General features: G+C 70.9%; 12 protein-coding genes. 3 read left to right on the top strand and 9 right to left on the bottom strand.

The window, feature by feature from the left end; all coding sequences use genetic code 11:
- Window positions 1-117 precede the first annotated feature (117 nt).
- From ACF088_RS20740 to ACF088_RS20725, 4 genes are all read right to left on the bottom strand, one after another.
- Window positions 118-1,680, bottom strand: coding sequence for a CHAD domain-containing protein (locus ACF088_RS20740; protein ID WP_392377238.1), 1,563 nt, complete (start codon window positions 1,678-1,680; stop codon window positions 118-120).
- Entirely contained in the window at window positions 1,592-3,874 is a 2,283-nt protein-coding gene (locus ACF088_RS20735) for an RNA degradosome polyphosphate kinase (protein WP_392377237.1), read from the bottom strand. Before ACF088_RS20735 ends, ACF088_RS20740 begins: the two co-directional genes overlap by 89 nt.
- Window positions 3,875-4,354: 480 nt before the next feature.
- A complete protein-coding gene (locus tag ACF088_RS20730) occupies window positions 4,355-5,398 on the bottom strand; it encodes an ABC transporter permease (protein ID WP_392377236.1) in 1,044 nt (347 codons plus the stop codon).
- Complete coding sequence (locus ACF088_RS20725; RefSeq protein WP_392377379.1) at window positions 5,395-6,543, bottom strand: ATP-binding cassette domain-containing protein; 1,149 nt, start codon at window positions 6,541-6,543, stop codon at window positions 5,395-5,397. Before ACF088_RS20725 ends, ACF088_RS20730 begins: the two co-directional genes overlap by 4 nt.
- 93 nt (window positions 6,544-6,636) lie before the next feature.
- Here ACF088_RS20725 and ACF088_RS20720 point away from each other — a divergent pair, with 93 nt between their 5' ends.
- On the top strand, window positions 6,637-7,239 hold the full coding sequence (locus ACF088_RS20720) for a GNAT family N-acetyltransferase (RefSeq protein ID WP_392377235.1): 603 nt from the start codon (window positions 6,637-6,639) through the stop codon (window positions 7,237-7,239).
- 312 nt (window positions 7,240-7,551) lie between these two features.
- Here ACF088_RS20720 and mshD read toward each other — a convergent pair whose 3' ends face one another.
- Window positions 7,552-8,490, bottom strand: a complete 939-nt coding sequence (gene mshD, locus ACF088_RS20715) for a mycothiol synthase (RefSeq protein WP_392377234.1) — start codon at window positions 8,488-8,490, stop codon at window positions 7,552-7,554.
- Window positions 8,491-8,668: 178 nt separating this feature from the next.
- Here mshD and ACF088_RS20710 point away from each other — a divergent pair, with 178 nt between their 5' ends.
- On the top strand, window positions 8,669-10,516 hold the full coding sequence (locus ACF088_RS20710; protein WP_392377233.1) for a bifunctional metallophosphatase/5'-nucleotidase: 1,848 nt from the start codon (window positions 8,669-8,671) through the stop codon (window positions 10,514-10,516).
- Window positions 10,517-10,660: 144 nt separating this feature from the next.
- Here ACF088_RS20710 and ACF088_RS20705 read toward each other — a convergent pair whose 3' ends face one another.
- The 4 genes from ACF088_RS20705 to ACF088_RS20690 all read right to left on the bottom strand — a co-directional run bounded on the left by ACF088_RS20705 (window position 10,661) and on the right by ACF088_RS20690 (window position 13,680).
- Window positions 10,661-10,969: a hypothetical protein gene (locus ACF088_RS20705; RefSeq protein WP_392377232.1), complete on the bottom strand. Its 309-nt coding sequence runs from the start codon at window positions 10,967-10,969 to the stop codon at window positions 10,661-10,663.
- A gap of 340 nt (window positions 10,970-11,309) precedes the next feature.
- Entirely contained in the window at window positions 11,310-11,786 is a 477-nt protein-coding gene (locus ACF088_RS20700; RefSeq protein WP_392377231.1) for a hypothetical protein, read from the bottom strand.
- A 24-nt stretch (window positions 11,787-11,810) separates the two neighbouring features.
- A complete protein-coding gene (locus ACF088_RS20695) occupies window positions 11,811-12,554 on the bottom strand; it encodes a hypothetical protein (RefSeq protein ID WP_392377230.1) in 744 nt (247 codons plus the stop codon).
- Between the two features lie 244 nt (window positions 12,555-12,798).
- A complete protein-coding gene (locus tag ACF088_RS20690) occupies window positions 12,799-13,680 on the bottom strand; it encodes an SDR family oxidoreductase (protein WP_392377229.1) in 882 nt (293 codons plus the stop codon).
- A gap of 354 nt (window positions 13,681-14,034) precedes the next feature.
- Here ACF088_RS20690 and ACF088_RS20685 point away from each other — a divergent pair, with 354 nt between their 5' ends.
- On the top strand, window positions 14,035-15,426 hold the full coding sequence (locus ACF088_RS20685; protein WP_392377228.1) for a DUF2993 domain-containing protein: 1,392 nt from the start codon (window positions 14,035-14,037) through the stop codon (window positions 15,424-15,426).
- Window positions 15,427-15,478: the final 52 nt, after the last annotated feature.

Genomic DNA, 15,478 nt, shown 5'->3' with positions numbered 1-15,478 from the left:
CCCACTCCGTGTGCTCAGCCCTTCCCGCCGTTTTCTCGACCCTTCCCGCCGTCTCCGCTGCGGTTCCCCCCGTCTCCTCAGCCCTTCCCGCCGTCTCCTCAGCCCGTCCCTTCGTTCTCAGTTCGTCCGATCCGGCGTCCGCGGCAGCCACACCCGGCCGAAGGCGAAGCGGGCCGCCTCCACTTCGTGTCGCTGGTCGGCATGCAGCACTCCCAGGGCGTATGCCGTGGCCGGGGCGATCCGGGGGGTGCGGGCCGCGGCGGCGGCCGCGGCGGCGGCCTCCGCGGCGTCGCGGTGCCACTCCAGCGCCCGGCCGGCCTCCGCCAGCCGGAAGTCGGCGTACTCCGGCGCGAGCACCTCCCGGGCGTAGCGGCTCAGCCGCACCAGCAGCCGGACCTGGTGCCAGGGCGCGTCCTGGCGCTGGTCGGCGACGAGCGCGGCGGCGTTGTACGGGTATCCGGCACGGGACAGCGGCAGTGCGGCGACCGCCTCCGCGAGCCGTCGGTGGGCCTGCTCGGCGAGCGGCGGCAGCGCCTCGGCGGCGGGCAGCTCGGTGGTCGTACGGGCGAGCGGCGCCTCGGAGGCGAGTACCGCCACGGAGTCGGCGACCGCGTGGAAACGGGAGGAGCCCAGGGCCTGCAGCGCGGCGGAGTGGGCGCGGGTGCGGGCGAGGGTGAGCTGGCGGTCCAGCAGTGCGCCGGCCCGAGCCGCACCGGCCGACAGTGCGCCGTCGGGATCCGGGTCGGTGGCGGACGTTGCGGCGGGAGTTGCGGACGACGCGGCGGACGACAGGGCGGTCAGAGCGGTGGGGTCGGTGGCGGAGCCCGAGGCGGGACCCGTGGCAGTGCCCCTGGCGGGCCCCGTGGCGGAGCCCGTGGTCGTGCGGCCTCCCCGTTTGCTCCGGTCCGGCCGGCCCAGGCGGTCGTTCCGGTCGGCGCGGCCAGTCCGGTCAGCGCGTTCGGGCCGGTCGCCGCGGCCCGTCAGCCGCTGCAGTGCCGTCATCAGCCGCTCGCGGCGCGCGGCGCAGGCCTGTTCGCGGGCCAGCGCGCCGGACAGCCAGCCCAGTTCGGAGCTGAGCTGGTCGGCCCAGGCCTCCTCGGTCAGCGGGCGGAAGGTGTGCAGGGTGGCGCTGATCCGGCGGGCGGCGCGGCGCAGCTGGCGGGCGGCCTCGCCGGCGCCCTCCACGTCCGAACCGCTCTCCCGGTGCAGGCGCAGGCTGCGCAGGAATTCCGCGGACTGCTGGTGCAGATAGTCGGCAAGGACCTCCTCGGCTGTGCGGGCGGCGAGGGCGGCACTGATGTCGGTGCCGCCGGTGCCGGTGCCAGTGCCGGTGCCGGGACCAGTGCCCCTGCCCGTGCCGGAACCTGTGCCCGTGCCGGGACCAGCGCCCGTGCCGGGGTCGTCGCCGGCGGAGTCGTGGGTCATAAGCGGCCGGTACGCGGTGCCGTCCCGGCCGCGGGTGGCGTCGTCCGGCCGTGGTGTGCCGTCGCCTCCTGGGTACGGGCCGTCCACCACTGCCGAACGGGCTCCGGGCGCTCCGCCGGGCTCGTATCCGGTGCCGATGAGACCCGCGGGCCCTCCGGTCGGCTGGTCATGTCGCTGGGCCACGCCGGCGCCTCCGGGCGTCGATGAGCATTTCCTGAATGTTGCGCAGCGGCGCGCCGTCCGCGTCCGCCGCATGCCGGGTCCAGTCGCCGTCCTGGCCGAGGTGCCAGGAGGACGTGGTGTCCGACATCCCCGTCTCCAGCATCCGGTTGAGGGAGGCGCGGTGCGCCGGGTCGGTGACCCGTACCAGCGCCTCGATCCGGCGGTCGAGGTTGCGGTGCATCATGTCGGCGCTGCCCAGCCACACTTCGGGCTCGCCGCCGTTGCCGAAGATGAAGACCCGGGAGTGTTCCAGGAAGCGGCCGAGGATGCTGCGGACGCGGATGTTCTCGCTCAGGCCGGTGACTCCCGGACGCAGCGCGCAGATGCCGCGTACCCAGACATCGACCGGGACGCCGGCCTGGGAGGCGCGGTAGAGCGCGTCGATGACGGCCTCGTCGACCATCGAATTGACCTTGATGCGGACGTAGGCGGGACCGCCCGCCCCCTGGTGCGTGATCTCCTTGTTGATGCGCTGTATCAGGCCGTCCCGCAGGGATTTGGGGGCGACCAGGAGACGGCGGTAGGTCTCGCGGCGTGAGTAGCCGGAGAGCCGGTTGAAGAGGTCGGAGAGGTCGGCGCCGACCTGCGGGTCGGCGGTCAGCAGGCCGAGGTCCTCGTAAAGCCGGGCCGTCTTGGGGTGGTAATTGCCGGTCCCCACATGGGAGTAGCGGCGCAGCATCTCGCCTTCCTGGCGGACGACGAGCGAGAGCTTGGAGTGCGTCTTGAGGCCGACCAGCCCGTAGACGACATGGCAGCCGGACTCCTCCAGCTTGCGCGCCCACTTGATGTTGGCCTGTTCGTCGAAGCGGGCCTTGATCTCGACGAGGACGAGAACCTGCTTGCCGGATTCCGCGGCGTCTATCAAGGCGTCCACGATCGGCGAGTCGCCGGAGGTGCGGTAGAGCGTCTGCTTGATGGCGAGGACGTCCGGATCGGCGGCGGCCTGCTCCAGGAACGCCTGCACGGAGGTGGAGAAGGAGTCGTAAGGGTGGTGGAGGAGCACATCGCGGGCGCGCAGGGCGGCGAAGATGTCCGGCGCGGACGCCGATTCCACCTCGGCGAGGTCACGGTGGGTGCCGGCGACGAACTTGGGGTACTTGAGCTCGGGCCGGTCCAGCGCGCCAATCCCGAAGAGGCCGGTCAGGTCCAGCGGGCCGGGCAGCGGATAGACCTCGGCGTCGGAGATCTTCAGCTCCTGGACGAGCAGATCGAGCACCGCCGGGTCGATGGACTCCTCGACCTCCAGACGGACCGGCGGCCCGAAGCGGCGCCGCATCAGCTCCTTCTCCAGGGCCTGGAGGAGGTTCTCCGCGTCGTCCTCCTCGACCTCCAGGTCTTCGTTGCGGGTCACCCGGAACATGTGGTGCGCCCGCACCTCCATCCCCGGGAACAGCTCCTCCAGGTGGGCGGCGATGACGTCCTCGATGGGGACGTAGCGCTGCGGAGAGGCCTCCAGGAAGCGGGAGAGCAGCGGTGGCACCTTCACGCGGGCAAAGTGGTCGTGCCCGCTGACCGGGTTGCGTACGACGACGGCCAGGTTCAGCGAGAGGCCGGAGATGTACGGGAAGGGGTGCGCGGGGTCCACCGCCAGGGGGGTGAGCACCGGGAAGATCTGCTGGCGGAAGAGGGTGAACAGGCGGGCCTGCTCCTTCTCGGTCAGCTCGGGCCAGCGGATCAGATGAATGCCCTGGTCGGCGAGCTCGGGGGCGATGTCCTGCTGGAAGCAGGCGGCGTGCCGGGCCATGAGTTCGCGCGAGCGGGTCCAGATCAGGTCCAGTACCTCGCGGGGCTGGAGTCCGGACGCGGAGCGGGTGGCGACGCCGGTGGCTATCCGTCGCTTGAGTCCGGCCACCCGGACCATGAAGAACTCGTCCAGATTGCTGGCGAAAATCGCCAGGAAGTTCGCCCGTTCGAGGAGGGGGGTGGCCGGGTCCTCGGCCAGTTCGAGCACCCGCTCGTTGAAGGCCAGCCAGCTGCGCTCGCGGTCCAGGAACCGTCCGCTGGGCAGTTCCTCGCCGTCCGCGCCGACCACGCCCTCGTCCTCGTACGCGTCGGGGTCGGCGTCCAGGTCGGGCTCCAGGCCGGGCACCGTGCCCCGGACCGCCTGTGGGCGGTGCGCGGCGATGGAACCCACGGAAGGCTGGGCCGAGGGCGCCGCGGCCCGCGGGGGCTGCGGGGTGGGCACCTCGGGCTGGGCCTGTGCCTGAGCGCTGGGCTGCTGCTTCATGAACCTATTCTTCCGCGTCCGGGGGGTTCCAGGCGCGTCAGACGGAGGCGGCGGCGCGAGATGGAGCCTCGGGTGGGGGCCGTTCGGCACAGCGGGCTGCATTCACCGATGCTCGCAAGCGATATTGAATCGCCGGTAACGCGGATATGGCGGCCAGGCAAGCGGGGTGCTACTCCCCGGCGTTTTCCGGGCCGTCCGGGGGCCGTTGCCCGGCCGGGGCCGGAGGCCGTCAGCCGTTGCCGGGGCCAGGAGCGCTGCGGGGCGGCTCCTGCGCCAGGAGCGCGGCGGGGCGGCTCCTGGCGCGGTGCGGCCCGGAGGCCGGGGCCGGGTGCCGCCGCCGGGGCGCGCCCCCTGTGCCTCCCCCGGGGCAGCCTTTGTCACACGCATGGTGCCTCCCGGGTTGCGGGACCGGACCGCTGCGGCCGATCCCGCAACCCGGGAGCCCGCCTCCCCCGGCGGCGGGCTCCTGAGGCGCCCGGTTCAGCCGTGCCGGCGCCGCATCACCCGGAAGGCGATCACCGTCAGCACCGCCGCCACCGCCAGCACGATCCCGGCCTCGATCCACGCCAGCGGCCAGTGCTGCGACGCCGGGTGGTGATCCATGTACTGGCCGGCCACATCGTGCTGCTCCAGACAGTTCTGGTAGTTGGGGGCGGGATCGCACGGGACGTCGGGCAGCTGGGCGCCGGAGCGGGTGTAGTTGCCCTGTCCGACGAGCCAGGCGTCGTCCGGCAGCTGGGCCGGGCGGCGGTTCGGGAACTCGGTCGTCACGACCGGCAGCAGATAGGGCCTGAGCTGGGCCAGCCCCACCTGCAGCGCCACCACGGCGGCGAGCGTGACGCCCATCGACAGCACCGTACGGCGCAGCAGCAGACCGGCCAGTACGCCGACCGCCAGGGCCAGCAGGGAGTAGGCCACCGGCACCGGGCCGAGCGCCTGGAAGCCGAGGGCCGAGTACCAGTAGAAGCCGGAGACCTCGTCGCCGGCGACCTGCCAGAGCCAGCTGAAGGCCAGCGAGAGCCCCGTGGTGGCGGTCAGGACGACCAGCGCGGGCAGGCCGGTCTTCGCCGCCAGCCAGCGCAGCGGGCCGACGGACTGGGTCAGGACGAGCTTGTGGGTACCGGCCTCCAGCTCGCGGGCGATCAGCGGGGCGCCGAGGAACAGCCCGGTCAGGGCGGGCAGCAGCACCAGGCCCACTTCGGCGAGTCGCAGGGGCGAGCCGTAGGTGTCACGGAAAGCGGTGACCGCCTCCTGGGTGTGGGCGCAGCGCGGATCGAGGGAGATCTGCGAGCAGCCGGCGATGTGGTGGGCGTCGATGAATCCGGCCATCTGGCCGCGCAGCACCGCGCACCAGACCGCGCCGCCGGCCGCCGCGGCCAGCAGCACGCCGAAGACCAGCCGGTGCTGGCGCCACACCAGCCAGAGGAGACCGCCCAGCGGCGCAAGGCCGCCCGCCTCCCGGGTTCCGCCCGGATCGCCCGCTGTGCCGCGCCCGTTCGTGCCGGGGTGTGCCGTGGTGGTCATGCTGCCGCTCCCTTGCCGCTGTGGTGGTCATGCCGTGTGCCCGCCGCGCCGCCCGGCGGGCTTTTCCATCCGTCCGTACTCCATTCGCCCGTACTCCGTCCGTCCGTACTCCGTCCGTCCGTACGGCCTGCCGGGCCGGGCGGCCCGTTGCGCGGCATACCGGGGATCCCCGGCTTGTTGCCGGGAGGGCGGCGCGACCGCGCCGATACCGGCTCCGCGCTCGGCGCAATCAGCGCGGGCGCGTCGGGCGCGCGCAGATAAGCAAGCAGAAGTTCCTCCAGGGACGGGTCCGCGGTCTCCCAGGGCCCGGCGGCGACCGGGCCCTTCCGCCGTACGACGGTGGTGAAGTGACGCCCTGACGTCTGTGTTTCGACGACCGTGTGCGCCGCGATCGCGGGCGGCAGCGCGCCGCCCCGGTGCGTCCCCATCACCAGGGCGTGCGCCCCGATGACGTCATCGACCTCGCCCGCGAGCCGCACCCGGCCGCCGCCCAGTACCAGCAGGTAGTCACAGACCCCGTCGAGCTCGGCGAGCAGGTCCGACGACAGCACGACGGTGGTGCCGTGCTCGGCGGCCTGGGCCAGCAGCAGTGCGGTGAACCGGTGCCGGGCGATCGGGTCGAGGCCGGCCAACGGATCGTCGAGGAGCAGGAGTTCGGGACTCCTGGCGAAGGCCAGGGCGAGCCCGAGGCAGGTGCGCTGCCCGCCGGAGAGGGTGCCGACCCGGGCGTCGAGGGGCATCCGGCCCTCCCGGACGATCCGTTCGGCGCACGGCTCGTTCCAGCGGCCGGGGTTGAGCGCGCGGCCCATCCGCAGCGTCTCGGCGACCGTCAGCCGCGGGTAGAGGGGCTTGCCCTGGGTGACGTGGGCGGTCCGGGCGCGGACCGCGGCGTCGGCCGGGGCCTCGCCACCGATCCGTACGGTCCCCTCACCGGGGCGGGTCAGGCCGGAGACGAGCGAGAGCAGGGTGCTCTTTCCGGCGCCGCTGGGCCCGACCAGTGCACAGATACGGCCGGCCGGCAGCCGGAAGGTGCAGTCGCGCAGCGCCCAGCGGCGGCGGCGGTGGCGCCTGCCGAGGCCGATCGCCTCGATGGCGGTGCGCCCGGAGGCCCGGCCGGCCACCTCGTCCGTACCCACTGGCCGCATCACTCGTCCCCCTGAGCCATTCCACTAATTAAGTAGTGAAAGGGTGGGGGAAATGGGCTGCGGCTGTCAACCTCCGCTCTCTACGCTGCCGGCGTGCCCCCGCTTCCCGCCTCCGTGACGCCGCCGCTGCCGTACACCCCCGACTACCCGATACGCACCGAGCGCCTGGATCTGCGCCCCGTCATCCACGACGATTTCGCCGCGATCCACGCCTACCAGCGCCGCCCCGAGGTCTGCCGCTACCTCTACTGGGGCCCTCTCGACGAGGCCGGGTCCCGTGCCTCCGTCACCGCCAAGACCACCCGCACCGCGCTGCGCGAGTCCGGCGACGTCCTCCAGCTCGCCGTCGTCGTCCGCGAGAGCGGCATCCTGGTCGGCGACGTCACCTTCTTCTGGAAGAGCCGCGCACACCGCCAGGGCGGGATCGGCTATGTCTTCCACCCGGACCACGCCGGCCACGGCTACGCCACCGAGGCGAGCCGGGCCTTGCTGAAGCTGGGCTTCGAGGAACTGCACCTGCACCGCATCCAGGCGGAGTTGGACGGGCGCAACACCGCCTCGGCCCGGGTGCTCGAACGGCTGGGGATGCGCCGGGAAGGCCATCTGCGGGAGAACGAGTTCCTCGACGGCGAATGGACCGACGAGGTCGTCTACGCGATGCTGGCGCGCGAGTGGCGGGCACAGCAGCACGAGTGACGGGCGCAGAGCACGGGTGCCAGGCGCAGCGGGAGGAGAGACGGGCGGCGGGCGCAGAGCACGAGTGCCAGCCGCAGCAGCAGGAAGAGACGGGCGGCCCGGCGCAGCCGGAGGAGCGCGCCCAGCAGCAATGACACAACGGGGCGGACCCTGGTGGGCCCGCCCCGCTGCATGCTCGTCCGCCGCGCGCTCGTCCGCTAGGCGCTCGTCCGCCGTCCGGTCTCAGAACTCAGGTCTCAGGGCTCAGGGCTCGGGAGAACTCAGAACTCAGGTCTCAGGGCTCGGGAGAACTCAGGACTCAGGTCTCAGGGCTCACGTCTCCGAGCGGTACATCAGATCCGTCTCGTGCGTGGCGAACCCCATCCGCTCGTACACGCTCACCGCCGCGGCGTTGTCCGCGTCCACGTACAGCATCGCCGTCGGCAGGCCCTGGCCGGCCAGATGCCGCAGCCCCACCGAGGTCAGCGCCTTGCCCAGGCCGCCGCCCTGGGCGCCCGGCCGCACCCCGAGCACATAGACCTCGCCCAGGCCCTCGTCGGCGTGCACCTTGGTCCAGTGGAAGCCGACCAGCCGGCCGTCCTTCTCCGCCAGGAAGAAGCCCTTCGGATCGAACCACGCCTCGCCCTTGCGGTCGTCCAGATCGCGCTGGATCAGCGAACCCTGCTCCGGGTGGTGCGCAAAGGCCTCCGCGTTCACCTCCAGCCAGGCCTCGTCATCGGTGCCCGGCTGGAAGGTCCTTACGGAGACCCCCTCGGGGAGCACCGGCTCCGGCAGCTCCAGATCCGTCAGCGAGCGCCGCATCTGGCGCAGCTCCCGGAACATCGTCAGTCCCAGGGTCTGGGCGAGATGCCGGGCGGCCGGATGCCCGCCGTGGGCCCAGACCCGCAGCCGGCGCCCGGACTGCTCCAGCAGCTCGCTGCCCAGCGCCCGGCCGTGTCCGCGGCCGCGGTGCCCCGGGTGCACCACCAGCTCGGCGGCCGGTGCCTCCACCGGGTCGGTGTCCTCCAGCTGCCCGTATGCGACCAGCTCCTCGGCCTCGTCACCACGCAGGTACAGCAGCACATGGCGTACGCCAGGGCGCACGCCCCCGCGCAGCTGCAGCCGCCCCTGCTCGGACACGGCGGGCTGCCCGTCCGTACGAGCGGCCCGCTCGATCAGCTCGGCGACGGCCGTGGCCTCTTCCGGCGCGAGCTCGTCGACCACCTGGATCCTGCGGCCGGCCCGGCCCATCTCCTGTGCAGCGTCAGTCATGTGTGAAGCGTACGACCCAGCCGGGTTCGCGGCGGGGCACCACCCGCGCTCCCCCGCTCTTCCCGGCAACCAGCTCGTCACCCGCCCGGCAAGCAGCTCGTCACCCGGCAACCCCTGTTGCACTACGCGCGTCGACAATAAGCTGCCGTCCGCTCAGGACCATCCAGGAGGGGAACACATGCCAGCGACACCGCAACGGGGCCGCACCCTACGAAGATTGACGATCGGCGCCGCCGTACTGGCCGCCGCCGGACTCACCGCCGCCGCCCTGCCGGCCGGGGCCGACACCGGCCACGCCGCCCGCACCGGACACCCCGACCGCACCGTCGATGTGCAGCTGCTCTCCTTCAACGACTTCCACGGCAATCTCGAACCGCCGCAGGGCTCCTCCGGCACGGTCGAGGAGGCCCAGCCGGACGGCAGCAAGAAGAGCATCCCGGCGGGCGGCGTGGAGTACCTCGCGCAGTCCCTGCGGACGGCCCGTAAGGGCCACCCCTACTCGGTCACCGCTGCGGCCGGTGACCTGGTCGGGGCCAGCCCGCTGCTGTCCGGGCTGTTCCACGACGAGCCGACCATCGAGGCGATGAACAAGCTGGGCCTCGACGTCACCTCGGTCGGCAACCACGAATTCGACGAGGGCCGGACCGAACTGACGCGCCTTCAGACGGGCGGCTGCCACCCGAAGGACGGCTGCTACGAGAAGGGCAAGAAGTTCCGGGGCGCCGGCTTCCCCTACCTCGCCGCCAATGTCACGGACGCAAAGACCGGCAAGCCGCTGCTCAAGCCGTACACCGTCTGGAAGCACAAGGGCGTCAGGATCGGCTTCATCGGGGTGACGCTGGAGGGCACCCCGGACATCGTCAGCGCCAACGGCGTCAAGGGCCTGAAGTTCCACGACGAGGTCGCCACGATCAACAAGTACGCCAAGGTCCTCAACCGGCAGGGCGTGAAGTCGATCGTCGCCCTCATCCACGAGGGCGGTCTGCCCGCCTCCACCTCGTACAACTACCACTGCGACAGCCCGGGGCCCGGATGGGGGTCCCCCCAGGCGTCCGGCTCTGGGGGAGGCATCTCCGGCCCGATCACCGACATCGCCAAGCACGTCACCCCGGCGGTCGACGCGCTGGTCACCGGCCACACCCACCAGGCGTACAGCTGCACCATCCCGGACCCGTCCGGGAGGCCGCGCACCGTCACCTCCGCCGCGTCCTACGGCAAGCTCTACACCGACACCACGCTGACCTACGACCGCCGCACCCGCGACATCGTGCGGACCAGCGTCAAGGCACCCGGCGCGGTCAACCACGTCGTCGACCGCACCCAGCCCAAGGCCGCGGACATGACGTCGCTGATCACCCGCTGGAACAAGCTGGCCGCGCCGGTCGCGGCCCGCCCCGTCGGCCATATCTCCGCCGATATCGCGGGCCGCGGCGCCGCCGCCCCCGAGTCACCGCTCGGCGATGTCATCTCCGACGCCCAGCTGGAGGCCACCAAGGCGGACGGCAAGGGCGGCGCCCAGCTCGCCCTGATGAACCCCGGCGGGGTGCGCTCCGGCCTCGCCTTCAAGGCGTCCGGCTCGGAGGGCGACGGGGTGGTCACCTACGGCGAGGCGTTCACCGTCCAGCCCTTCACCAACATGATGAACGTCGTCGACCTCACCGGCGCCCAGCTCCTCACGGCACTCCAGCAGCAGGTCAGCGGCCCCAACGAGGCCTCCCCGAAGATCCTCCAGGTCTCCAAGGGCCTGACCTACACCCTCGACCTGACCAAGTCGGGCGCCGCCCGCATCGTCAAGGACTCGGTGAAGCTGGACGGCGCCGCGCTCGACCCCGCCAAGACCTACCGCGTCGCGATGAACGAATTCCTGGCCGGCGGCGGTGACGGCTTCGCCGCCTTCAAGGACGGCAAGAACAAATACGTCGGCCCCTCCGACCTGGAAGCCTTCACCGGCTACCTGACCGCGCACTCCTCGGCCGACAGCCCCCTCACCCCGCCGAAGGCGGACCGGATCACGGTCGTGAAGTAGGGCCGGGCAGCCGCTCGGCCCCTCTCGACGAAGCGTCGGGCACCGACTCGACTCCCTCGAACACCGCCTCCCCGCTCCGGCCAGGCGCCGGAGCGGGGACACCCTCGGGACATCCTCGGGACGCCCTCATCGATGCACGGAGCCTCACCGAGTGCAGATGAGCATTCCGCCGAGACACTCGATCTCGAATGCACCATTCCTCTCGATGTGCTCAGTCACGATCTCCCCGGCCCGCTCGACCGTTGCCTCGAACGGGACTGCATGGTGATCCGCCCACGCGCGGTACGACTTCAGGTGAGCGATGACCGGCCCGGGACTGGGCACGGCGATGGTCCCCGGTAGCTCGATCGTCTCGACCTTGTCGAACGCCGCGCCGAGCAGACCCGGCGCCTGCTCCAAGGAGAAGCGGGCACTGAGGGAAATCCTGGCCGGCCCCTTGTCCACGCCGAGCACGTCGCCCGCGGAGCGCTCCCACAGACGGTCGAGAACTTGCCGTTGCCGCAACCCACATCGACGACCGTGCCTAGCGTCCCCTGCAACTGCTCGACGACGATGCCCGGTAGGTCATAGCGCGGCTTTTGCCACTGATAGATCGACTGCCGAGCGGAGAGGTCCCGCCCGGTGTTGTAGGCGCTACCGGCAAGGATTGCGCGATCGGTCACGGCGGCGTCGTGCTCGGCGGGCTGCTCGGTCACGTCAGCGGCTCCGATGAGTCAGCGGCGGACACTGCTGCAGGCATAGCAGCGTTCACGATGCGTCGCGCAGAGGGGCGCGATCTGTGGTTGTGCCATGCCTAATCGCGCGTCGCGCCGTCGGGCCAGATGATGTCCACCGGCACCCCTGTGCGTCGGGCGTAGGCAACCACGTCGGCAGTTCCGCCAAAACCCCGGGCCACTTCCCCATCCCACACAGCGACCAACCGGTCGACCAGCCCCACCAGGATTTCGCTCCCCGCCATATGGGCCTGTGAGGTCGATTCGCCCATGCCCGTGTGGTGCATTTCCACGGCCTGGCGTAGCAGTGCGTCGTAGGTAACGTGATGCGTCGAAGGCAAGCCATCCCGGTACTGGTCAGCAGGAATCACCACCTCAATCCGGCCCCCAGCAGCGAGCACAGACTCGGCGAACCAGGTGTCGGGCCCGTCCGCGACGCACGAGACACCGCACAGCTCCGTCGGCTCGTACGTCTTCACCTCGGCATCAAGGCTCGCCCTGACGAGCTTTTCGACAGCGGCTGACAGCCCGCGATGCCCCGTGATTCCGACCCTCATAGCAACGCACCTTTTTCATCATGGTCACAGGAAGACTCCATAGAGCCGTTCATCGAAATCGCGCACGATCTTCGCCGGCGTTGCCGATGTGTAGCCTCTCCGTAGCACGCGTGCCCGTTCAACGATCCGGCCGGACTTGTACCGCAGGCCGATCTCCAATGCGCGCGAGCCCAAGCCGAACGCCGCGTCCAGGCGACCGCCGGCCAGGTGCCCGGACGCTACGTCGAGTGCCAGCAATGCCCTTTGCTTCTCATGCCCACCTGTCATGACCGCACCGGCTGAATCCTGCGCACCCGAAACCCACCGCGAATTCCCCAGGCGAGCACCACAGGAGACCCGACACGCTGCAACTTTGCTTTCGTTGAAGGTGAATACCCATGGCCATGGAGGCGGTTCGTCATCTGCGATCTTTTCCGTGCTACGAGCTGCAGCAGTCAGTGCCGCGTCTGCTGCTGGTTCATCCCTCGCCGCAGCATGTGCCAGCGCCTCCACACTCGACAACCAGGCATCAGCGATGTGCGGGCGCCCTGCGCCGAGCTGTTTCCGTGCCACGCGGCAAAGGTCCAAAGCCTGTGAAGCATTGCCCCCATGCGCTTCAAACTGCGCCAGACTACCTACCTGATATGCCGTCAGCAGGGGGTTGGCGGCGCGCCGTGCTGCCTTCACCGATGAGCCGTACCATGTGCGGGCCGACCCGTAGTCGCCCATGTCCCATGACAGCCAAGCGGCAAGGCCGGCAATCTCGCTCCCGACAGCGGCGAGCCGCATCCGCTGCTCGTTCGCCTCAGCCTCTGAGGACATAGCAGTCCCCGACGGCGTAGACGGGCTGGGAGCCGGTGGGAAAGCGGGTCAGGGGGCCCGCGCCGAGGCCGAGACGGGTGCAGAGTGCGGCGGCGCCCGGCCGCATCACCGCTCGTCGGGGACGGTCGCGTCCCACTCGTCGTCCGTGTCCACGCGAGGCAGCACGCGCGGACGGTAAGGCGCAGGCGGGGAAGGCGGCAAAGGGTTTTGTTCAGGAGAAGTCGGCGGCGTGGTCCCGCGCCCACCGGGCGAACGTCCGGCCCGGGTGGCCGGTGATCCGCTCGACGGCGTCCGAGACCGGGAAGGACGGCGCATCGACCGTCCGGCCGAACATCCGGACGAGTTCCAGCGCGGCCTCCTTGGTCAGGAACCGCCCCGACATCGCGTCGGCCGCTTCGTCCTCGGAGATCTGCTCGACCCGGATGTCCTTGCCGGTCGCCCGCCCGATCTCGGCGATCTGCTGGGCGAGGGTCAGCTGCTCCGGGCCGGTGACGGCATACGCCTTGCCCAGGTGCGCACCGCTGCGGTCCAGCAGGGCGACGGCCGCGACATCGGCGAGGTCGGCCTCGTGAACGGGGGCGCCCTGGGCACCCGGGTGTGCCTCGCGTACCACCCCCGTCCCGCGGATCGACGGGGCCCAGGCCAGGGCGTTGGTGGCGTAGTTGCCGCCGCGGACAAAGGTCCACTCCAGACCGGAATCGCGTACCGCGCGCTCCAGACCGGCGTGCAGCCGGGCGATGAAATGCGCGTCGTCGTCCGGGGTATCGGTCACCGCCATCGAGGAGTTGAGAACCACCCGGCGGACCCCGGCCCCGACGGCGGCGTCGAGCACCGCCAGCGCGGCCCCCTCGCCGCCGGCCGCGAGGTTGAGGAACAGCGCATCGGCGCCGGCCAGCAGCGGTGCGAGGTCGTCGGCGCCGGTGAGGTCGGCGCCGACCGTCTCGGCCCCGGCCGGCAGAGCGGCGCGCGCCGGATCGCGGGTCAGTGCGCGTACGGCGGCGCCCTCGGCGAGGAGCCGGCCGACCAGACTGCGGCCGATATTGCCGGTTGCCCCGGTAACGACGATCATGGAACGGCCTTCGTGAGATGTCATGGGATGACTGCCCTCTTCGGTTTGCGGGTCGGATGAGTCGATCGGATGAGCCGAATCGGATGAGCCGAATGGACTGAGGGAGCGGGAGGAATCGACGGAGGAATCGACGAAGGTGCGCCACGGGGGTACGGCCAATACGGAGGATAGGGCGATACGGCGGATACAGCGGAGAGAGCGCGGCGGATCCCGACAAGGCGCACGTGTCGGTCAGGTCACCAAGAGGTGTGACGGTAGTTCAGGTCACCCCACAAGCGCGGCAAATTTTTATCAAGACCGGCGGGACAACCCTCGCGTATCCGACTTACCTCCGGTACAAGTTGCGTTCAAGGGTCCTGCCCGTGGTCAGATGTACGGATGCGAACCCCCACCCGCATATCTTCACCCTCGCCCACGCCCGCCGGCCGGCAGCACTCCGCCACCGCCGCGACGGGCGCCCCGGACGACTCCACCGGCGACACCAGAACGCTCGACACGGTCAATCCGTACGCGGATCTGGCAGCCCTCGCCGACCCCGAGCCGGAGCCCGAACCGGAGTGGGAATCCGGCTCGTTCGATGCCGCCGGCGCTCCCCGCCGCCGCACCTACCTCAACGAGCGCGACGACAGCGACGACCCGCTGGGCCTCGGACTGCGCTCGGACGACGAGACGGACGGCGAGGCCTGGAAGCCGCCGAACCACCGCCGCAAGAAGCGCGGCCTCAGCCGGTTCGCCGCCATACCGCTCGCCCTGAAGCTGCTGGTCGCCGTCCTCGTCGGTACGTCCTTCCTCGGGCTCTTCGACCGGTTCGCGGTGCTGTACGCGCAGAACAAGACCGCGGAAAAGGTGAAGGATGCCCTGCATCTGAACGCCACACCCGAGGTCGATATCGAGGGGTTCCCGTTCCTCACCCAGGTCATGGACAAGCACGTCGACCAGGTGAAGGTCACCATTCCCGACCTGGCCGCCGACCGGGTTTCGCTGGCGAAATTCGAGGCCACCGCCAACGACGTACGTATCGACGGCGATCTGCCCAGCTCCATCAAGGGCGCCACGATCGGCAAAATGCACGGCAGCGTGCTGCTGGCCTTCGACGACATGAACCGCGAACTGGGCGCCTCGCAGGTGAAATTCAGCGAAATGGGCCCGAATTCCGTCCGTGCGGTCGGTCAACTGCCGGTCGCCGGCCATGATTTGCGGGTACGGGCCGAGGCGCGCATTCAGCGGGCCGGCGACCGTGGCATCTCCACCGACATCAGCCAGATGCGTCTGGACATCGGTGACATCGCCGTCTACCGCCCCGGCACCGGCAAGGAGGAGGGCCTGCGGCTGACCCGCAAGACCGCCGCCGAGCTCAGCCGGCAGGCCGCCAAGGTCAAGGCGATGCTGGGCATCCCGGCGATCGTGGACCGGATCGGCATCCCCAAGGGGTACATCCAGGAAGCGCTGCAGAACGAGGACAAGCTGCACGAGCTGACCGGGTCGCCGCGCTTCGTCCGGAATCTGATGAAGGTCAATCTCGTCGATGTGGTCGCGGACCACCCCTGGCTGCTGCAGAAGGTGGGCATCGACCCGAAGATCCTCGGCACGCTGACCGGGCTCACCAAGCCGCAGCTCGCGGACCGGCTGTCGCTGTCCTTCCAGCTCCCCAAGACGCCCGGGAACGTCCGGCTGCGCCATATCTCCGTCGAGCGGGACGGCATCCGCGCCGACCTTTCGGGGTCGAACCTGCCGTTCGGGGACGCGGCGAAGAAGCCGGCAGGAAAGTAAGCCGGCAGGAGAGTGAGGGCTCGCCCCGGCAGGGGCGGGCAGCAGGGGCGGC

The organism is Streptomyces sp. NPDC015125 (assembly GCF_043080045.1).
GTDB lineage: Bacteria > Actinomycetota > Actinomycetes > Streptomycetales > Streptomycetaceae > Streptomyces.
Note: the sequence above shows the minus strand (reverse complement) of the source record. Positions and strands in the feature narration are given on the sequence as shown.

Bases quoted from the DNA above. Each gene is read 5' to 3' on its own strand.
- ACF088_RS20685 (WP_392377228.1), top strand. From the start codon at position 14,035: ATGCGAACCCCCACCCGCATATCTTCACCCTCGCCCACGCCCGCCGGC.
- ACF088_RS20735 (WP_392377237.1), bottom strand. From the start codon at position 3,874: ATGAAGCAGCAGCCCAGCGCTCAGGCACAGGCCCAGCCCGAGGTGCCC.
- ACF088_RS20740 (WP_392377238.1), bottom strand. From the start codon at position 1,680: ATGCGGCGGACGCGGACGGCGCGCCGCTGCGCAACATTCAGGAAATGC.
- ACF088_RS20690 (WP_392377229.1), bottom strand. From the start codon at position 13,680: ATGACATCTCACGAAGGCCGTTCCATGATCGTCGTTACCGGGGCAACC.
- ACF088_RS20695 (WP_392377230.1), bottom strand. From the start codon at position 12,554: ATGCGGCTCGCCGCTGTCGGGAGCGAGATTGCCGGCCTTGCCGCTTGG.
- mshD (WP_392377234.1), bottom strand. From the start codon at position 8,490: ATGACTGACGCTGCACAGGAGATGGGCCGGGCCGGCCGCAGGATCCAG.
- ACF088_RS20710 (WP_392377233.1), top strand. From the start codon at position 8,669: ATGCCAGCGACACCGCAACGGGGCCGCACCCTACGAAGATTGACGATC.
- ACF088_RS20700 (WP_392377231.1), bottom strand. From the start codon at position 11,786: ATGAGGGTCGGAATCACGGGGCATCGCGGGCTGTCAGCCGCTGTCGAA.
- ACF088_RS20725 (WP_392377379.1), bottom strand. From the start codon at position 6,543: ATGCGGCCAGTGGGTACGGACGAGGTGGCCGGCCGGGCCTCCGGGCGC.
- ACF088_RS20730 (WP_392377236.1), bottom strand. From the start codon at position 5,398: ATGACCACCACGGCACACCCCGGCACGAACGGGCGCGGCACAGCGGGC.